The sequence below is a fragment of the Pseudomonas sp. B20(2017) genome, assembly GCF_002113125.1.
Taxonomy (GTDB): Bacteria; Pseudomonadota; Gammaproteobacteria; order Pseudomonadales; family Pseudomonadaceae; genus Aquipseudomonas.
Map to the genome: position 1 here is coordinate 193268 of NZ_NEJP01000009.1, position 19855 is coordinate 213122.

Sequence of the window (19855 nt, forward strand, 5' to 3'; positions counted from 1 at the left end):
GTTACAGATCCAGCACCAGCGGCTGGGCACTTTGTGCCGGTACCGCGCAGCAAATCAGCACATGTCCCTCCTCCGGCATATCCGCCGGAGGCTGTGGATAATTCACCGCACCGCTGACCAGTCGCGTCTTGCAAGTACCGCACGAACCACCACGGCAACTGAATTCAGGACGCAAGCCACGGCTTTCCGCCAGCTCCAGCAGACTGCCGCCATCGGGCTGCCAGCGCGCTTCCTTGGCAGAACGTTCGAACACCACAGGGACCGAAGTGGTGGCGGCAGGCGCCTGTTCGATCACGACTGCATCCGGATCGGCTTGGCGCTTGAGCGTCGAAGGGCCGAAGGTTTCTGCGTGGATCTGGGCGTCCCGCACATCCAGTTCGCGCAGAGTGTCGTAGATTCCCTGTGTAAAACCGCCTGGACCACAAAGAACGAAGTCGACCTGATCGAAGTCCTCGTCAGTCAGCAGGTTCTTCAGCAGATCACCATCGATGCGGCCGCGAATATCAAAGTCCTCGCCTTCCACCAGATCCTCTTCTGGCTGACTGAGAACCCGCAACACTTTCACGGCATCACCGGCGTCCTCCAGCAACCGGTCCAGCTCCGCGCGAAACGGTTGATCCGCGAGGCTGCGGGAACTCTGCACAAACAGGGTCGGACGAATCCGCCGTGTGCGCAGGCCCTGATACACCACCTCACGCAGCATCGACAGCAACGGCGTGACGCCAACGCCAGCTGCCAGCAGCACCAACGGCCGGCGTTCCAGGGCCGCCACGGTGAAATGACCCTGGGGCAATCGCGCTTCCAGCACATCACCGACTTGAATCTGCTCGTGCAGGTGCGTCGATACTCGGCCCTCACGCTTCACGCTGATGCGGAAGAAGTCGTCCGATGGCGCCCCCGACAGGCTGTAGGTACGGATATGCGTCTCACCTTCGAGGTTGAAACGTAGCGGCAGATGTTGCCCGGCGAGAAACACCGGCAGTCCCGCGCCATCATTCGGCTCCAGATAGATCGAGCGAATGTGTCGGCTTTCCATCTCAATCCGCGCCACACGCAACGGACGCCACGCATCACCCAGCGCCTTGGCTTGTAGCCGTGCATCGGCCTGGGCCCAGTTACCGGTCAGCAGGCTGGTGGGCGACATCCCGTCGAAGCGCCAGCGCAGAGCCAGTGCCGCCGGACGTCGAACCAGTTTCTCCACTTCAAATGTCCACAACCGTTCGGCGCCCTGGAAGGCTTCGATCTGCGGTGCTTCGAGAATCAATTCGGTACGGCCGCTGAGCTGCAACACACCGCCTGTGGAAAAGTCGATGAACAGCAACCCGGCCCGGGGATTGAGCAGCAAGTTGCCGAGGGTATTAAAGTGCAGGTTGCCGGCAAAATCCGGGATCGTCAGGCGATTGCCCTCCACCCGCACGAAACCAGCCTGACCGCCACGGTGGGAGACATCCACCGAGCGCTCGCCATCGACATCGACATAACTGGCGACGAAGAAGGTGTCGGCACTTTCGATCAACGCAACGGCCGCATCATCCAGACCGTCATGGTGTTCGGCACGCCGCGTGGCGGGATCCGTCAGCGCTACCCGCTGAAACTGGCGCAGTTGAATGTACTGTGGGCAGTTGCCGAATGCCTGATCCACCTTCAGTTCGAAACCGCTGGTGCCGAAGTTGCCGATATGGCCATTGATCCGGTTACGCCGTCGGGTATGCAGTTCGATACCGAGCAGACCGACCGCGTCCCCGGCCCGCAACTGCGCCGGGTCATCGGCAGCGGGCAGGCTGTCGAACTGCAACTGCGTCGGCTCCGGTGAATGGGCGAAACCCGGTTCACCTTCCAGCACACTGGCCCACGGGCGACCTTCGGAATCCACCGCGCCGTACAGCATGAAGGGCAATTGCTCATAGAACTGACGGTGCTGATCCGGCATCCAGGTGCGGATGACCTTGCGACCGAATTCCTCCATGCGCTCGGCTACGCCGACATGGGCCTGCAATTGTTGCTCGCCAGCGTGCCACGGTGAACGTTCCATCACAGTCTCCCCCTGCGCCGTCGGCACAGATTGAATATCAGGCGGTGGTTTGCAGACCGGCAATGGTGCGCGGCATGCCGACAAAACCGGGCAATGCCTCAATGCGCGTCAGCCAGGCGCGAACGTTAGCGTAGTCGTCCAGCGAAACATTGCCTTCTGGCGCGTGGGCGATGTAGCTATAGGCGGCCACGTCAGCGATGGTCGGCTCAGTACCCGCCAAATACGGGGTTTTGCCCAGTTCCAGGTCCATCACCTTGAGAAAATTGTGCGCGCGGGTGATGACTTCCTCAGCGTTGAACTTCGCTCCGAACACCGTGATCAGGCGGGCGGCGGCAGGACCGAAGGCAATCGGCCCGGCGGCTGCCGACAACCAGCGCTGCACATGCGCGGCGCCGACCGGATCGCTTGGCAGCCAGCGGCCGTTGCCGTATTTCTGTGCCAGGTAGACGAGAATCGCATTGGAGTCGGCCAGCACCACGCCGTTGTCATCAATGGCCGGTACTTGCCCGAAGCTGTTGATCGCCAGGTAGCCGGGCTGTTTGTGCTCGCCTTTGGCCAGATCGACGAAGATCAGCTCGGTCGGCAATTGCAGCAGGGACAACATCAGCTCGACGCGATGGGCGTGACCGGAACGCGGGAAGTTGTAGAGTTTGATCGCTTGCATGGTCGACTCCGTTGAATGATGGCACCGTTCAGGGTGGACGGCGGCCGTGGGAGCCATCTTCCACCTATCGTGAAAACAACAGAATCACCAGCAAACGCAATCCATTATTTCTCTGGATGAAATAAAGCGGCATTTTTCAAGGCGGGATGCTCACGCAATGCGTTCACCATGAAGTCGACAAAACTGCGCACCCGCGCCGGCGCCTTGCGCCCGCCCTGATACACCACGTGGATCGGCAGCGCAGGCAGTTCGAACTCGGCGAGGACGATTTCCAGTTCGCCGGAGGCGACCTTGCTGGCCACCTGATAAGACAGCACCCGGGTGAGCCCCAGGCCCAGCGCCGCCGCCGTGATCGCAGCCTGATTGGCCGTGACCACCAGGCGCGGCTCCGGTTTTACGCCAATCAGTTCACCGTGTTCCATGAATGGCCAACTGCGCTGCTGGCCGATGGCCGACGTCGCCACCACCGGCGCCCCGGCCAAGGCCTGTGGATGCGTCGGCCGGCCATGGATCGCAAAGTATTCCGGCGAACCGCAAATCACCCGCCGCACCTCACCGACCCGGATCGCATGCTGATTGCTGTCCGGCAACTCGCCGATGCGCACCGCAACGTCAACCCCTTCCTCGACCATGTTCACCACCCGGTCGAGCAACAGGGCATTGATGGAAACGTCCGGGTATTGCGTCAGGTAACGCGCCATCACCGGCGTGACGAACTGTTCGCCGAACAAAACGGGCGCCGTCACCGTCAACTGCCCACGGGGCTGGGTATGACTGCCGGCAGCGGAATCCTCCGCTTCCTGCACCTCCGCGAGAATTCTCCGACAGTCCTCCAGATAACGCAGGCCCGCTTCGCTCAAATGCACACTGCGGGTGGTACGAATCAACAACTGCGTACCGATCCGCTGCTCCAGCGCCGCCACCGCCCGGGTCACGCTGGCCGCCGACAGACCCAGACGCCGCGCAGCAGCGGAAAAGCCCTGCTCCTGGGCAACGATGGTGAAGACCTGCATTTCCTGAAAGCGATCCATGGTGCCCTCGATCCGGAGAAAAAAATCGCAGCCGAAGCTGCGATTTTAGGGGGTGATCAACTGTGGATAACTTATTCCACCGTCACCGACTTCGCCAGGTTACGCGGCTGATCCACGTCCGTGCCCTTGAGCACCGCAACGTAGTACGACAGCAGTTGCAGCGGAATGGTGTAGAGGATCGGCGACAGGATGTCGTGGATGTGTGGCATCTGCACCACGTGGGTGCCTTCGCCGTTGGTCATCCCGGCTTTTTCGTCGGCGAACACGATCAATTCGCCGCCACGTGCACGGACTTCCTGCAGGTTGGACTTGAGCTTCTCCAGCAGTTCGTTGTTCGGTGCAACGGTGACCACCGGCATGTCGTTATCCACAAGCGCCAGCGGGCCATGTTTCAGTTCGCCGGCCGGATAGGCTTCGGCGTGGATATAGGAGATTTCCTTGAGCTTCAAGGCCCCTTCCATCGCCACCGGGAATTGCGCACCACGACCGAGGAACAACGTGTGGTTCTTCTCGGCGAACAGCTCGGCAATCTTCTCTACGGTGCTGTCCATCGCCAGGGCTTCGCCAAGGCGGGTTGGAAGACGGCGCAACTCTTCGACCAGCGTGGCTTCAACGCCATCGGCCAGAGTGCCGCGAACCTGGCCCAAGGACAGCGTCAGTAACAGCAGGCCAACCAGTTGCGTGGTGAAGGCTTTGGTCGAGGCTACACCGATTTCACGACCGGCCTGGGTCAGCAGGGTCAGGTCGGATTCGCGCACCAGCGAACTGATGCCGACGTTGCAGATCGCCAGGCTTCCCAGGAAACCCAGTTCCTTGGCGTTGCGCAGGGCGGCCAGGGTGTCGGCGGTTTCGCCGGACTGGGAGATGGTGACGAACAGGGTGTCCGCCTGCACCACCACTTTGCGGTAGCGGAACTCGCTGGCCACTTCGACCTGGCACGGAATCCCGGCCAGCTCTTCGAGCCAGTAACGGGCGACCATGCCGGCGTGATAGCTGGTGCCGCATGCAACGATCTGCACATTGCGAACCTTGGCGAACAACTCGGCGGCCTGCGGGCCGAAGGCTTGTACCAAGACCTGATTCTGGCTCAGGCGACCTTCCAGCGTGCGCTGCACAACGGTTGGCTGCTCGTGGATTTCCTTGAGCATGTAGTGACGGAACTCGCCTTTGTCGGCGGCTTCGGCGCCATCGGTGTACTGCACGGTCTGGCGCTCGACGGCTTTGCCGGTCACGTCCCAGATCTGCACCTTGTCACGCTGGATTTCGGCGATATCGCCCTCTTCCAGGTACATGAACCGATCGGTGACCTGACGCAGGGCCAGTTGGTCGGACGCGAGGAAGTTCTCGCCCAGGCCCAGGCCGATCACCAGCGGGCTGCCGCTGCGAGCCGCTACCAGACGATCCGGTTGCTGCGCGTTGATCACCGCCAGGCCGTAAGCGCCATGCAGTTCCTTTACCGCAGCCTTCAGAGCGTCGGTCAGGTCCGGCAGCGTCTTGAGTTTCTCAGTCAGCAGGTGGGCGATGACTTCGGTGTCGGTATCGGAGCTGAACACGTAGCCCTGTGCCTTGAGTTGCTCACGCAGCGACTCATGGTTTTCGATGATGCCGTTGTGCACCACTGCGACGTTGCCAGAGAAATGCGGGTGAGCATTGCGTTCGCTCGGCGCGCCATGGGTTGCCCAGCGGGTGTGGGCAATACCGAGACGGCCAACCAGCGGATGTTCAGCCAGAGCTGCATCCAGCTCGCTGACCTTGCCAACGCGACGCGTGCGCTCCAGAGAGCCGTCGTTGGTGTATACCGCGACACCGGCACTGTCATAACCCCGATATTCGAGGCGCTTGAGGCCTTCGACCAGGATGGCGGTGATATTACGTTCAGCAACGGCGCCGACAATTCCACACATGCTTATTTCTCCTGACTGACAGTCGCGCAAATCAAGTTGATACCGCGAGCCTGAATCTGATCGCGTGCATCAATAGGCAGACGATCATCGGTAATTAGGGTATGGACGCTGCTCCATGGCAGCTCCAGGTTGGGAATCTTGCGGCCGATCTTGTCGGCCTCGACCATCACGATCACTTCCCGCGCCACTTCCGCCATCACCCGGCTCAGGCCGAGTAACTCATTGAAAGTGGTGGTGCCGCGCACCAGGTCGATGCCATCGGCACCGATAAACAACTGGTCGAAGTCGTAAGAGCGTAGTACTTGCTCGGCGACCTGGCCCTGAAAGGATTCCGAGTGCGGATCCCAGGTGCCGCCGGTCATCAGCAGCACAGGCTCGTGCTCGAGTTCGCTCAGGGCGTTGGCCACGTGCAGGGAGTTGGTCATCACCACCAGCCCCGGCTGCTGGCCGAGTTCGGGAATCATCGCGGCGGTGGTGCTGCCGCTGTCGATGATGATGCGGGCGTGCTCGCGGATGCGTGTGACGGCGGCGCGGGCAATCGCCTGTTTGTATTTGGAAACGTTCTGACTGACGTCCGCCACCAGTTCCTGGGGCATGGTGATCGCGCCACCATAGCGACGCAGCAGCAAGCCATGACTTTCCAGAGCGGCGAGATCCTTGCGAATCGTAACTTCCGAAGTTTCGAAGCGCTTGGCGAGTTCGTCGACACTGACTTCGCCCTGTTTACTGAGCAAGGCCAGTATGTTGTGACGACGTTGGGGTGTATTGCGTTTCGACATGGCTGATTAAGTTTCGATTCGAAAGATAACGGAAGCAATCAAAACCTATCAGCTGCAAATCGTCAAGCTGACGCCCATAAAAAAAGACCGCTGGCGGCGGTCTTTTTTGATTCGAGCATTGTGGATAACTCAGCTCTTCTTGATTTTCTCCGGCCGCTTCCAGCCATCGATGTTCTTCTGCCGCGCCCGGCCAACCGCCAACTGGGCGTTATCCACATTCTGGGTGATGGTCGACCCGGCCGCAGTGGTTGCACCGGCAGAGATATCCACAGGAGCAACCAGCGAATTGTTGGAGCCGATGAACACATCTTCGCCCAACACGGTTTTCCACTTGTTGGCACCATCGTAGTTGCAGGTGATGGTGCCGGCGCCAATGTTAGTGCGGGCGCCGATCTCGGCGTCGCCCAGGTAAGTCAGGTGTCCGGCCTTGGCGCCTTCGCCCATACGGGCGTTTTTCAGTTCGACGAAGTTACCCACATGGGCGCGGGCTTCCAGCACGGTGCCCGGACGCAGACGGGCAAACGGGCCCGCATCGCTGCCTTCGCCCAACACCGCGCCTTCGATGTGGCTGTTGGCCTTGATCACGACGCCTTTGCGCAGGGTACTGTCCTTGATCACGCAGTTCGGGCCGATCACTACGTCGTCCTCAATGACGACCTTGCCTTCGAGAATCACGTTGATGTCGATCAGGACATCGCGACCCACGGTCACTTCGCCACGTACATCGAAACGGGCCGGATCGCGCAGGGTGACCCCCTGAGCCATCAGTCGACGACCGGCGCGCAACTGATAGTGACGCTCCAGCTCGGATAACTGTTTGCGATCGTTGGCGCCCTGCACTTCCATCGGGTCGTGCGGTTGTTCTGTGGCGACGGTCAGGCCGTCGCTGACTGCCATCTCGATCACGTCGGTCAGGTAATACTCGCCCTGCGCGTTGTTGTTGGACAGGCGACTCATCCAGTCCGCCAGGCGATTGGCCGGCACCGCCAGGATGCCGGTGTTGCCTTCAGTGATCGCCCGCTGCGCTTCGCTGGCGTCCTTGTGTTCGACGATCGCGGCGACCTTGCCATCGGCATCGCGCACGATGCGGCCATAACCGGTCGGGTCGTCCAGCTCGACGGTGAGCAAACCCATCTGCCCGGGTACAACGTGCTTAAGCAGACGCTGCAGGGTCTCGACTTCGATCAACGGCACATCGCCGTAGAGAATCAGTACGGTATCGGCGGTGATGAACGGAACAGCCTGGGCCGTGGCGTGGCCAGTGCCCAGTTGCTTGTCCTGCAACACGAAATTCAGATCGTCAGCGGCCAGACGCTCGCGCACCACATCAGCGCCGTGGCCGATGACCACATGAATGCGCTGTGGATCAAGTTGACGGGCACTGTGGATAACATGACCGAGCATGGAATCGCCGGCAATCGGGTGCAGCACTTTTGGCAGCGCGGAACGCATGCGAGTGCCTTGGCCGGCCGCGAGGATAACGATTTCAAGAGACATGACTGGCTACCAATCCTGGGTGGTCAGCAACTGCGACCGGGGTTTTGAAAGTCGGAAAAGAAAAAAGGGTAGCCGAGGCTACCCTTTTTTATCAATCGCACAACAAGTGGCTGACGGATTAACCGCCAAACTTCTTGCGGATCTGCTGGACGGTGCGCAGCTGAGCTGCAGCCTCGGCCAGACGTGCGGATGCAGCTCCGTAGTCGAAATCTGCGCTCTTCTCATGCAGAGCAGCTTCGGCAGCCTTGAGAGCTGCTTGAGCCTGAGCTTCATCCAGGTCGGCGGCACGTTGCACGGTATCGGCAAGCACCTTGACCATGTTCGGCTGAACCTCGAGGAAACCACCGGAGATGTAGAACACCTCGGCTTCCCCGCCTTGCTTGATCAGGCGGATCGGGCCTGGCTTCAGATTAGTGATCAGCGGCGCGTGGCCCAGAGCGATACCAAGATCACCCAGAGCACCGTGCGCAATCACCATCTCGACCAGGCCGGAAAAGATTTCTCCTTCCGCGCTGACGATGTCGCAATGGACTGTCATAGCCATCTGATTGCCTCAACCTAAATTAGCGCCCGTTGCCGGGCGCCTGGATTACAGTTTCTTGGCTTTCTCGATCGCTTCTTCGATGCCGCCGACCATGTAGAACGCTTGTTCTGGCAGGTGGTCGTAGTCACCGTTGAGGATGCCTTTGAAGCCAGCAATGGTGTCTTTCAGGGAAACGTATTTACCCGAAGCACCGGTGAAGACTTCAGCCACGAAGAACGGCTGCGACAAGAAGCGCTGGATCTTACGAGCACGGTTTACCAACTGCTTGTCGGCTTCCGACAGCTCGTCCATACCCAGGATCGCGATGATGTCCTTCAGCTCTTTGTAACGTTGCAGCACGTACTGAACACCACGAGCGGTCTCGTAGTGATCGTTGCCGATCACGTTCGGGTCCAGCTGACGCGAAGTCGAGTCCAGTGGGTCTACCGCCGGGTAGATACCCAGGGAAGCGATGTCACGGGACAGAACGACGGTGGCGTCCAGGTGAGCAAACGTGGTCGCTGGCGACGGGTCAGTCAAGTCGTCCGCTGGTACGTATACGGCCTGGATCGAAGTAATCGAACCTTGCTTGGTCGAAGTGATGCGCTCTTGCAGCACGCCCATCTCTTCAGCCAGGGTCGGCTGGTAACCTACTGCCGAAGGCATACGGCCCAGCAGTGCGGATACTTCGGTACCGGCCAGGGTGTAACGATAGATGTTGTCGACGAACAGCAGAACGTCGTTACCTTCGTCACGGAACTTCTCGGCCATGGTCAGACCGGTCAGCGCTACGCGCAGACGGTTTCCCGGTGGCTCGTTCATCTGACCGTAGACCAGGGCTACCTTGTCGAGAACGTTGGAGTCCTTCATCTCGTGGTAGAAGTCGTTACCCTCACGAGTACGCTCACCCACACCGGCGAACACGGAATAACCGCTGTGCTCGATGGCGATGTTACGGATCAGTTCCATCATGTTTACGGTCTTGCCTACACCGGCACCACCGAACAGACCGACTTTACCGCCCTTGGCGAACGGGCAAACCAGGTCGATAACCTTGATGCCTGTTTCCAGCAGCTCGTTGCCACCGGCTTGTTCAGCGAAGGAAGGAGCGGCGCGGTGGATACCCCAGCGCTCTTCTTCGCCGATCGGGCCAGCTTCGTCGATCGGGTTGCCCAGTACGTCCATGATCCGGCCCAGAGTCGCTTTACCGACCGGTACGGAGATGGCTGCGCCAGTGTTGTTGACGTCCAGACCGCGCTTCAAGCCTTCGGTGGAGCCCATCGCAATGGTACGAACCACGCCGTCGCCCAGCTGCTGCTGAACTTCCAGAGTGGTTTCGGCGCCTTGAACCTTCAAGGCGTCGTAGATGCTCGGTACGCTGTCGCGTGGAAATTCCACGTCGATAACGGCGCCGATGATTTGAACGATACGTCCGCTACTCATAGCTGGATCCTCTGAATATTTGAACCGTTAAACCGCGGCAGCGCCGCCGACGATTTCCGAGATCTCTTGGGTGATCGCAGCCTGACGCGCCTTGTTGTAGATCAGCTGCAAATCGCTGATCAAATCACCGGCGTTGTCGGTAGCGTTCTTCATCGCGATCATCCGCGCAGCCTGTTCAGCCGCGTTGTTCTCGACCACCGCCTGGTACACCTGCGACTCCACGTAACGCACCATCAAGCCGTCAAGCAGCTCTTTGGCGTCTGGTTCGTAGAGGTAGTCCCAGTGGTGCTTGAGTTCTTGATCCGGAGTCGCCACCAGTGGAATCAACTGCTCCACGGTAGGCTGTTGCGTCATGGTGTTGATGAACTTGTTGGATACCACGGACAGGCGGTCAATACGGCCGTCCAGGTAGGCATCCAGCATCACCTTGACGCTGCCGATCAGATCATTGATCGACGGCTCTTCACCCAAGTGGCTGATAGCTGCAACGACGTTACCGCCGAAGTTGCGGAAAAAGGCCGCACCCTTGCTACCAACGACACACAGATCGATCTCGACGCCGTTTTCGCGGTTTACCGCCATGTCCTTGACCAGGGCCTTGAACAGGTTGGTGTTCAAGCCGCCGCACAGACCACGGTCACTGCTCACCACGACATAACCGACGCGCTTTACTTCGCGATCGATCATGAACGGGTGGCGGTATTCCGGGTTGGCGTTGGCCAGATGCCCAATTACCTGGCGGATACGCTCCGCATAAGGACGGCTAGCAGCCATGCGCATTTGTGCCTTGCGCATTTTGCTGACCGCCACTTTTTCCATGGCGCTGGTAATTTTTTGCGTGCTTTTGATGCTCGCAATCTTACTGCGAATCTCTTTTGCGCCTGCCATGTAACACCTATCAGGTTAGCAAGCGGGAGCCTTGCGGCTCCCGCTGCGGCTTACCAGGTTTGGGTGGCCTTGAACTTCTCGATACCAGCCTTCAGGCCAGCGTCGATTTCGTCATTGAAGTCACCTTTAACGTTGATCTTGGCCATCAAATCGGCGTGATCGCGGTTGAAGAAAGCGATCAGCGCTTGTTCGAAGCTGCCGATCTTGGTGATTTCGATGTCGGTCAGGAACCCACGCTCAGCGGCATACAGCGACAGCGACATGTCGGCGATCGACATTGGCGCGTATTGCTTCTGCTTCATCAGCTCGGTAACGCGCTGACCATGCTCAAGTTGCTTGCGGGTCGCTTCGTCCAGGTCAGAAGCGAACTGGGCGAATGCCGCCAGTTCACGGTACTGAGCCAGAGCGGTACGGATACCACCGGACAGCTTCTTGATGATCTTGGTCTGAGCGGCACCACCCACACGGGATACCGAAACACCGGCGTTCACTGCAGGGCGGATGCCCGAGTTGAACATGGCCGATTCCAGGAAGATCTGACCGTCGGTGATGGAAATCACGTTGGTCGGAACGAACGCGGAAACGTCGCCAGCCTGGGTTTCGATGATCGGCAGTGCGGTCAGGGAACCGGTTTTGCCGGTCACTGCGCCGTTGGTGAACTTCTCTACGTACTCTTCCGAAACGCGGGATGCGCGCTCCAGCAGACGGGAGTGGAGATAGAACACGTCGCCTGGGTAAGCTTCACGGCCTGGTGGACGGCGCAGCAGCAGGGAAATCTGGCGGTAAGCCACTGCTTGCTTGGACAGATCGTCATAAACGATCAGCGCGTCTTCACCGCGGTCGCGGAAGAATTCACCCATGGTGCAACCGGAGTACGGAGCCAGGAATTGCAGTGCTGCAGATTCCGAAGCGCTCGCTGCAACGATGATGGTGTTAGCCAGTGCACCGTTTTCTTCCAGCTTGCGAACCACGTTGGCGATGGTCGATTGCTTCTGACCAATTGCCACGTAGACGCAGAAAATGCCGCTGTCTTTCTGGTTGATGATCGCGTCGATCGCCAGAGCGGTTTTACCGATCTGACGGTCACCGATGATCAGCTCACGCTGGCCACGGCCGACAGGGATCATGGCATCGACAGCCTTGTAGCCAGTCTGTACAGGCTGGTCTACCGACTTACGCCAGATCACGCCCGGAGCAACTTTCTCGACCGCGTCGGTCTCGGTGTTGCCCAGTGGACCTTTGCCGTCAACAGGGTTACCCAATGCGTCGACAACGCGGCCCAGCAGTTCCTTACCAACCGGAACCTCGAGGATGCGGCCGGTGCACTTGGCGCTCATGCCTTCAGCCAGAGTCGTGTATGCGCCCAGTACAACGGCACCTACGGAGTCTTGCTCCAGGTTGAGGGCCATACCGTAGACGCCGCCCGGAAACTCGATCATCTCGCCGTACATGACGTCGGCCAGACCGTGAATCCGCACGATACCGTCAGATACGCTGACGACAGTGCCTTCGTTACGGGCTTGGGAGGTCACATCGAGCTTTTCGATGCGGCCCTTGATAATTTCACTTATTTCGGAAGGATTGAGTTGCTGCATTGCTCTGCTGCCCCTTCAAACTCAAGATTTCAATGCTTCGGCAAGTTTCGCGATTTTGCCGCGAATCGAGCCATCGATAACCAGGTCGCCGGCGCGGATGACCACACCCCCGATAAGGGAGCTGTCTTCCTCGACTTGCAGGCGCACTTCCCGGTTGAGTCGTGCACTGAGAACCTTGGCGAGTTTGTCTTGCTGTTCTTGGTTCAATGCAAAAGCACTGGTCACTTCAACGTCTACCGATTTCTCTTGTTCGGCCTTGTACAGGTCGAAAAGAGCGGCGATCTCCGGCAGAAGCGGGAGACGGTCGTTTTCGGCAACGACATTGATGAAGTTCTGTGCCTTGGCATCAAACTTGTCGCCGCACACGTCAATGAACGTGGCGGCCTTTTCTGCGCTCGTCAGTCGCGGGGCCTTGAGCACGCGCTGCATGGTGTCGTCTTGCGACACCGCTGCTGCCAGGCCGAGCATGGCTGACCAATTGGCCAGTTGCTGGTGGGCCTGAGCGTGCTCGAAGGCCGCCTTAGCGTAAGGTCGGGCCAACGTGGTCAGTTCTGCCATGATCGCCCTCGCTTAGATTTCAGCAGCCAGTTGGTTAACCAGCTCTGCGTGCGCGTTTTGATCGATTGTGGCACCCAGGATCTTCTCGGCGCCGCCGACAGCCAGCAAGCCCACTTGGGCGCGCAGCTTGTCTTTGACACTGTTCAGTTCCTGTTCGATCTCGGCTTGAGCCTGAACCTTCACACGGTCAGCGTCGACGCGGGCCTTTTCAACGGCCTCTTCGACAATCTGGTTACCGCGTTTCTTGGCTTGCTCGATGATTTCAGCTGCCTGAGCTTTCGCTTCGCGCAGTTGCTGACCCGCTTTCTCTTGGGCCAACTCCAGGTCGCGAGCTGCACGGCTGGCAGCGTCCAGACCATCAGCGATCTTCTTTTGACGTTCGTGCAGAGCTGCGATGACCGGAGGCCATACGAACTTCATGCAGAACAGTACAAAAATCAGGAACGCAACGGACTGGCCAATCAGGGTCGCATTAATGTTCACGCCAACACCTCGCAGTTACGTTGTCCATCACATCAGATTACTCGGTAGAACCGGGTAATCAGCCAGCGATCTGACCAACGAACGGGTTCGCAAAGGTGAAGAACAGAGCGATACCTACACCGATCATGGTTACGGCGTCGAGCAGACCGGCAACGATGAACATTTTAACTTGCAGCATTGGAACCATTTCTGGCTGACGCGCTGCGCCTTCCAGGAACTTGCCGCCCAGCAGGCCGAAACCAATTGCGGTACCCAGTGCGCCCAGGCCGATCAACAGTGCAACAGCGATAGCGGTTAGACCAACTACAGTTTCCATCTTTCCTCCCGACTCTTACGTCGTATGGTTTAGGTTTTTTAGATTAAAGCGGTAAAACAAATCGTTTCATGGTGCCCCGTGAGGAGCCCCTTCCCGTTTGACCGGGAAGGACATCAGACTAGTCGAGACTGGTCTTAATGGTTTTCTTCGTGCGCCATCGACAGGTAGACGATGGTCAGCATCATGAAGATGAACGCCTGCAGGGTGATGATCAGGATGTGGAACACAGCCCACGCCCACTGCAGGACAACACCCAGGCCGCTCAGCCAGAGCAGGCCGCTGCCGAACATCACAGCGATCAGGATGAACACCAGCTCGCCGGCATACATGTTGCCGAACAGACGCAGAGCCAGAGAGATCGGTTTGGCGATCAGGGTCACGAATTCCAGCAGGAAGTTCACCGGGATCAGCAGGGCCTGAACGAAGATGTTCTTGCTGCCGAACGGGTGCAGGGTCAGCTCGCCGATGAAGCCGCCGAGGCCCTTGACCTTGATGCTATAGAAAATGATCAGTGCGAAAACCGAGAACGCCATGCCCAGGGTCGCGTTCGGGTCGGTAGTCGACACGGCGCGGAACGGGATGTGGTGGTCGCCGGAGATCAGGATGGCCAGCTGAGGAATCCAGTCGACCGGTACCAGGTCGACGGCGTTCATCAGGAACACCCAGACGAAGATGGTCAGTGCCAGCGGTGCGATCACCGGGCTACGGCCATGGAAGCTGTCTTTCACGCTGCCATCGACGAATTCGACCAGGACTTCAACGAAGTTCTGCAGTGCACCCGGCTGACCGGAAGTCGCCTTCTTGGCCGCCATGCGGAAAAGAATGACGAAGATCAGACCCAGCGCGACCGACCAGCCGAGGGTATCGACGTGGAAAGCCCAGAAGCCCATTTCCTTGGCTTCTGCTGCGGTGTGGGCAAAGCCCCAGCCGCCGTTGGGTAGCTGACCGAAGGTCAGATTCTGCAAGTGGTGCTGGATATAGCCCGAAGCGGTTGTTTCTGCCATGGTTGCCTCAAACGCCCTAAGGTCTCGAAAGTCTTGTTCTCATCAGCAGGGGAGCGAACCAGCTGACCGACTGAGTCAGCACGAAGGCGCCGAATACAGCGATCGGCGCCAGTGGCTTCACACCTGCAAACACCAGTGCAAACAGCACTGCCGTCAAAATCAGTTTGCCTGCCTCGCCGGCATAGAAAGACCGGACGATGGACTGGGCTGCTCGGGCGCCGGAAAACCGAAATGCCTTGTGAGCGAAATAAACATTGGGCAGCAAGGCTATCAGGCCTCCGCAAAGTCCCGAGTATCCGGCAACGACTCCATGCCATTGCCAGAGCGCCAAAGCGGCAATGAGCAAAATGACAAATTGAGCCATCAACACCGGAAAAACCGCCAGGCGATGGAACGGCAGGCGGTTTGGCTTGCGGGTTTCCATCACTATTGCTCTCCAATGGTCGGCTGCCGAAATTCAATAACTTGGCATAATTTGTGCCGACAAAATGCGCGCAGAGTATAGGGGCGGTTCTGCCCCTATTCAACTGTCAGGTAGTGATTTCCGACTGCGCGCTACAAGAGGAATTGTTTCAGCGGATGTGTGCGAGCACACCTTGAAGCTCGTCGAGGGAGTTGTAACCGATCACCAACTGACCCTTTCCCTTCTTGCCGTGGCGGATCTGCACCGCAGAGCCTAGGCGCTCGGCCAGACGCTGTTCGAGGCGGGCGATATCCGGGTCAGGTTTGGCAGGCTCTACCGGCTCCGGTTTGCCACTCAACCATTGGCGAACCAGTGCCTCAGTTTGGCGCACGGTGAGACCGCGTGCGACAACATGTCGCGCCCCTTCCACCTGCTGATTGTCCGGCAGACCGAGCAATGCACGGGCATGACCCATCTCCAGGTCGCCGTGGGACAGCATGGTCTTGATCACTTCCGGCAGTGCAATCAGGCGCAACAGGTTGGCCACGGTGACGCGGGACTTACCCACAGCCTCGGCAACCTGTTGCTGGGTGAGCTGGAATTCCTGCTGCAAGCGCTGCAGGGCCACCGCTTCTTCGATCGGGTTCAGGTCTTCGCGCTGGATGTTCTCGATCAGCGCAATGGCGATCGCGGTTTCATCCGGTACGTCGCGGACCATCGCAGGAATGGTTTCCTGTCCGGCCTGCTGACTGGCGCGCCAGCGACGCTCACCGGCAATGATTTCAAAACGACCACCCCCAATCGGGCGAACCACGATCGGCTGCATTACGCCCTGAGCCTTGATCGACTGCGCCAGCTCTTCCAGCGCCTGCGGATCCATGTCCCGGCGTGGCTGATACTTGCCGCGCTGCAGCAGGTCCAGTGGCAGGTGCTGCAACTCACGACTGTCAGCCTGCGCTGCCTGTTCTTCCAGCGCGCTGACAGTCGGACCGCTCAGCAGTGCATCCAGTCCTCGTCCGAGACCTCGTTTCTTGACGGCCATGGGGATTCCTTAAGTTGGCTGGGCAGCGGCGATACGTGAATTTTTGCGCTGACGACGAACCATCTCGCCCGCCAGAGCCAGATAGGCCAGCGCGCCTCGCGATTGCTTGTCGTAGGCCAGCGCCGGCATGCCGTAGCTCGGAGCTTCGGCGAGGCGGATGTTGCGCGGGATGACGGTGTCGTACAGTTGATCGCCGAAGTGTTCCTTGAGCTGGGCCGAGACGTCGTTCATCAGGCTCAGGCGCGGGTCATACATGGTCCGCAGCAGGCCTTCGACTTTCAGGTTCGGGTTCAGCAGTTCGGCGATGCGCTTGATGTTATCCACAAGGTCGCTCAACCCTTCGAGCGCAAAGTACTCGCACTGCATGGGGATAATGACCCCGTCAGCGGCGACCAGTGCGTTCAGCGTGAGCATCGACAGCGACGGTGGGCAGTCGATCAGGATGTAATCGTAGTTTTCACGGATTGGCGCCAGCGCGCTGCGCAGACGACTTTCCTTCATCTGCATTTCCAGCAGAACGACTTCGGCCGCCGTCAGGTCGCGGTTGGCCGGTAGCAGTTGATAACCGCCGTGTTCCGAATAGTGCATGGCCTGGGCCAGATCGCATTCGCCGATCAGCAGGTCGTAAACCGAGTTTTCCAGGCCATGTTTATCCACACCGCTACCCATGGTGGCGTTGCCCTGTGGATCGAGATCGATCAACAGCACCCGGCGCTTGGTCGCGACCAGGGATGCTGCGAGGTTGATGCAGGTGGTGGTCTTGCCCACACCACCCTTCTGGTTCGCTATCGCGAATACCTTAGCCATTCTTGCTTGTGTTCCCAATCATGCCGTGCGGCGCAGTATCAGCAGATGGCGTTGGCCTTGGCAACCGGGTACGGCCAGGGCGTGTTCGCTATCGAGTTTGAAGTCTGCCGGCAATGCTACCAGCTCATCGGCCGGATGAACGCCCTTCATTGCCAGCCAGCGCGTATCGGCATTGCCGAGGTGGCGAGTCCAGTTGGTAAAGTTCTCCATGCTGCTGAATGCCCGGGAAATGATCCCGTTGAACGGCTGTGCAGGCTGGAACGCTTCGACGCGACTGTGGATAACTTGCAGGTTATCCAGTTTGAGTTCGAGTTTGACCTGGGTCAGGAAGCGGGTTTTCTTGCCGTTGCTGTCCAGGCAGGTCACTTGCGAGTCCGGAAACAGGATCGCCAGAGGAATCCCCGGCATGCCGCCGCCGCTGCCGACATCCAGCCAGCGACCGTTTTCGATGAACGACATCACGCTGAGGCTATCGAGCAGGTGACGGGACACCATTTCGTCCGGATCGCGAACGGCGGTCAGGTTGTAGGCCTGGTTCCATTTGATCAACAGGGCCAGATAACCCAGCAGCAATTCGTGCTGGGTTTCAGTGAGGTTGACACCGAGCTCGCGGGCTCCTGTGGATAACTCTTCGGCGTGCTGCGAAGTGACCTTAGAACTCAAGCGCTTTGCTCCAACTGACGGCCCGCGCCGCGTTTTTTCAAATGAATCATCAACAGCGAAATTGCTGCCGGGGTCACACCCGGGATCCGCGAAGCCTGGCCCAGCGTCTCTGGGCGCGTGGCGCCAAGCTTGCTCTGGATCTCCTTGGAGAGACCGGAAATGTTGGCGTAATCGATATCCACAGGCAGTTTCGTGTCTTCGCTTGCACGCAGACGGGCAATTTCGTCCTGCTGACGGTCGATGTAACCGGCGTATTTGGTCTTGATCTCGACCTGTTCCGCGACCTGTGGATCTTCGGCGCCCTGCCCGGTCACTTCGACCAGACCAGCGTAGTCGATTTCCGGACGACTCAAGAGATTGAGCAGGTTGTATTCGTGAGTCAGCGGCGTGCCGAATTTCTCGGCAATCGCATCACCTTGCTGAGTGCCCGGGCGAACCCAGGTACTTTTCAGACGCTGCTCTTCGAGTTCGATGTTTTCGCGTTTCTTGCAGAACGCCGCCCAGCGCGCGTCATCGACCAGACCCAGTTCGCGACCTTTTTCGGTCAGACGCAGGTCCGCGTTGTCCTCACGCAGGATGAGGCGGTACTCGGCACGGGAAGTGAACATGCGGTACGGCTCTTGAGTACCGAGGGTGATCAGGTCGTCGACCAATACCCCGATGTACGCTTCATCGCGACGCGGGCACCAGGCTTCTTTGCCTTTCGCACGCAGCGCGGCGTTCGCGCCGGCCAGCAAACCCTGGGCGCCGGCTTCTTCGTAACCGGTGGTGCCGTTGATCTGGCCTGCGAAGAACAGACCGCCAATGACTTTGGTTTCCAGGCTGTACTTCAGGTCGCGCGGATCGAAGTAGTCGTACTCGATCGCATAGCCCGGACGCACGATGTGCGCGTTTTCCATGCCGCGGATCGATTGCACGATCTGCAATTGCACGTCGAACGGCAGGCTTGTGGATATCCCGTTCGGATACAGCTCATGGGTGGTCAGGCCTTCCGGCTCGATGAACACCTGATGGCTTTCCTTGTCGGCAAAGCGATGAATCTTGTCTTCGATCGACGGGCAATAACGCGGGCCGATGCCTTCGATTTCGCCGGCAGCGGAATACATCGGCGAACGGTCGAGGTTCGCGGCAATGATTTCGTGGGTGCGGGCGTTGGTGTGGGTAATCCAGCAACTGACTTGCCGTGGATGTTGTTCCTTGTTGCCCATGAACGACATCACCGGAATCGGCGTATCGCCTGGCTGCTCGGTCATTACCGAGAAATCCACAGACTTGCCGTCGATACGCGGTGGCGTACCGGTTTTCAGGCGACCGACTCGCAGCGGCAGTTCACGCAGACGATGCGCCAGGGCGATCGACGGTGGATCACCAGCACGACCGCCGGAAAAATTCTGCAAACCGATGTGGATAAGTCCGCCCAGGAACGTACCAGTAGTCAACACCACGGAATCCGCGAAGAAACGCAGACCCATTTGCGTAACGACACCGCGTACTTGTTCTTGCTCGACGATCAGATCGTCGGCGGCTTGCTGAAATATCCACAGGTTCGGCTGGTTTTCCAGAATTTCTCGGACAGCGGCTTTGTACAAAATCCGGTCGGCTTGCGCACGGGTCGCCCGTACGGCCGGGCCTTTACGGCTGTTCAACACGCGAAACTGGATGCCACCCAGATCGGTAGCGATGGCCATCGCGCCGCCGAGGGCATCGATTTCCTTGACCAGATGACTTTTGCCAATGCCACCGATGGCCGGGTTGCAACTCATGGCACCGAGGGTTTCCACGTTGTGCGTCAGCAGAAGGGTTTTTGCACCCATGCGTGCTGAGGCCAGTGCTGCCTCGGTACCGGCATGACCGCCGCCGATGACGATCACTTCAAAACGGGAAGGGAAATCCACCACGCACCTCGTGCCTGCTTAAGTAGGTAATTCAGGAATAGTTTGAGATCAGGTTTCTGGACCTGGTCGGCAAGTATAGGGACTTCGCCCTTCCTAAAGAACCCTTTGCACAAAATTTAACCAGCTGTGGAGAACTTGCGGTTAAAAGAATAAAAAAGAGAGAAATTTATAAAACCTTTGTTTTAAAGCTTATTCTTACTGCCCATGATTTCTGTGGATAGATTTCTACAGGCCTTTATTTTCAATGTGTACAGAGATTCAAAACCCTGTGGCCATGTCGCCATGAGGCCCTTGGATAACCCGTGTAAGCCTGTGGATGAATGAGGTG

General features: G+C 58.8%; 19 protein-coding genes. All 19 read right to left on the reverse strand.

The window, feature by feature from the left end; translation table 11 throughout:
• Window position 1: 1 nt before the first annotated feature.
• The 19 genes from CAF63_RS15445 to mnmG all read right to left on the reverse strand — a co-directional run bounded on the left by CAF63_RS15445 (window position 2) and on the right by mnmG (window position 19527).
• Window positions 2-2032: a pyridoxamine 5'-phosphate oxidase family protein gene (locus CAF63_RS15445; protein ID WP_085686115.1), complete on the reverse strand. Its 2031-nt coding sequence runs from the start codon at window positions 2030-2032 to the stop codon at window positions 2-4.
• Window positions 2033-2069: 37 nt separating this feature from the next.
• Complete coding sequence (locus CAF63_RS15450) at window positions 2070-2696, reverse strand: glutathione S-transferase family protein (RefSeq protein ID WP_085686117.1); 627 nt, start codon at window positions 2694-2696, stop codon at window positions 2070-2072.
• A gap of 104 nt (window positions 2697-2800) precedes the next feature.
• A complete protein-coding gene (locus CAF63_RS15455; protein WP_085686119.1) occupies window positions 2801-3727 on the reverse strand; it encodes a LysR family transcriptional regulator in 927 nt (308 codons plus the stop codon).
• 71 nt (window positions 3728-3798) lie between these two features.
• Complete coding sequence (gene glmS / locus CAF63_RS15460) at window positions 3799-5631, reverse strand: glutamine--fructose-6-phosphate transaminase (isomerizing) (RefSeq protein WP_085686122.1); 1833 nt, start codon at window positions 5629-5631, stop codon at window positions 3799-3801.
• Window positions 5632-5633: 2 nt separating this feature from the next.
• On the reverse strand, window positions 5634-6410 hold the full coding sequence (locus CAF63_RS15465; protein ID WP_085686124.1) for a DeoR/GlpR family DNA-binding transcription regulator: 777 nt from the start codon (window positions 6408-6410) through the stop codon (window positions 5634-5636).
• A gap of 129 nt (window positions 6411-6539) precedes the next feature.
• Window positions 6540-7907, reverse strand: coding sequence for a bifunctional UDP-N-acetylglucosamine diphosphorylase/glucosamine-1-phosphate N-acetyltransferase GlmU (gene glmU, locus CAF63_RS15470; protein ID WP_085686126.1), 1368 nt, complete (start codon window positions 7905-7907; stop codon window positions 6540-6542).
• 118 nt (window positions 7908-8025) lie between these two features.
• Window positions 8026-8451, reverse strand: coding sequence for a F0F1 ATP synthase subunit epsilon (locus CAF63_RS15475; protein WP_007954164.1), 426 nt, complete (start codon window positions 8449-8451; stop codon window positions 8026-8028).
• Between the two features lie 45 nt (window positions 8452-8496).
• Window positions 8497-9873, reverse strand: coding sequence for a F0F1 ATP synthase subunit beta (gene atpD / locus CAF63_RS15480; RefSeq protein ID WP_007954162.1), 1377 nt, complete (start codon window positions 9871-9873; stop codon window positions 8497-8499).
• Window positions 9874-9900: 27 nt separating this feature from the next.
• On the reverse strand, window positions 9901-10761 hold the full coding sequence (gene atpG, locus CAF63_RS15485; RefSeq protein WP_007954161.1) for a F0F1 ATP synthase subunit gamma: 861 nt from the start codon (window positions 10759-10761) through the stop codon (window positions 9901-9903).
• A 50-nt stretch (window positions 10762-10811) separates the two neighbouring features.
• Window positions 10812-12356: a F0F1 ATP synthase subunit alpha gene (gene atpA, locus CAF63_RS15490; protein ID WP_011336716.1), complete on the reverse strand. Its 1545-nt coding sequence runs from the start codon at window positions 12354-12356 to the stop codon at window positions 10812-10814.
• A gap of 21 nt (window positions 12357-12377) precedes the next feature.
• Window positions 12378-12914, reverse strand: coding sequence for a F0F1 ATP synthase subunit delta (locus CAF63_RS15495; RefSeq protein WP_011336717.1), 537 nt, complete (start codon window positions 12912-12914; stop codon window positions 12378-12380).
• A 12-nt stretch (window positions 12915-12926) separates the two neighbouring features.
• The gene (locus tag CAF63_RS15500) at window positions 12927-13397 is read right to left on the reverse strand and encodes a F0F1 ATP synthase subunit B (RefSeq protein WP_007954149.1); all 471 of its coding nucleotides are present in this window, start codon (window positions 13395-13397) and stop codon (window positions 12927-12929) included.
• A 58-nt stretch (window positions 13398-13455) separates the two neighbouring features.
• Window positions 13456-13713, reverse strand: a complete 258-nt coding sequence (gene atpE, locus CAF63_RS15505) for a F0F1 ATP synthase subunit C (protein ID WP_003097235.1) — start codon at window positions 13711-13713, stop codon at window positions 13456-13458.
• Between the two features lie 134 nt (window positions 13714-13847).
• The gene (gene atpB / locus CAF63_RS15510; RefSeq protein WP_085686128.1) at window positions 13848-14717 is read right to left on the reverse strand and encodes a F0F1 ATP synthase subunit A; all 870 of its coding nucleotides are present in this window, start codon (window positions 14715-14717) and stop codon (window positions 13848-13850) included.
• A gap of 16 nt (window positions 14718-14733) precedes the next feature.
• The gene (locus CAF63_RS15515) at window positions 14734-15141 is read right to left on the reverse strand and encodes a F0F1 ATP synthase subunit I (protein ID WP_003229783.1); all 408 of its coding nucleotides are present in this window, start codon (window positions 15139-15141) and stop codon (window positions 14734-14736) included.
• Window positions 15142-15289: 148 nt separating this feature from the next.
• The gene (locus CAF63_RS15520) at window positions 15290-16162 is read right to left on the reverse strand and encodes a ParB/RepB/Spo0J family partition protein (protein ID WP_085686130.1); all 873 of its coding nucleotides are present in this window, start codon (window positions 16160-16162) and stop codon (window positions 15290-15292) included.
• Window positions 16163-16171: 9 nt separating this feature from the next.
• Complete coding sequence (locus CAF63_RS15525; RefSeq protein ID WP_007954142.1) at window positions 16172-16969, reverse strand: ParA family protein; 798 nt, start codon at window positions 16967-16969, stop codon at window positions 16172-16174.
• A gap of 18 nt (window positions 16970-16987) precedes the next feature.
• Window positions 16988-17632 (reverse strand): 16S rRNA (guanine(527)-N(7))-methyltransferase RsmG, encoded by a 645-nt coding sequence (gene rsmG / locus CAF63_RS15530; RefSeq protein WP_085686132.1) that lies wholly within the window; start codon window positions 17630-17632, stop codon window positions 16988-16990.
• A complete protein-coding gene (mnmG, locus tag CAF63_RS15535; protein ID WP_085686134.1) occupies window positions 17629-19527 on the reverse strand; it encodes a tRNA uridine-5-carboxymethylaminomethyl(34) synthesis enzyme MnmG in 1899 nt (632 codons plus the stop codon). Before mnmG ends, rsmG begins: the two co-directional genes overlap by 4 nt.
• Window positions 19528-19855: the final 328 nt, after the last annotated feature.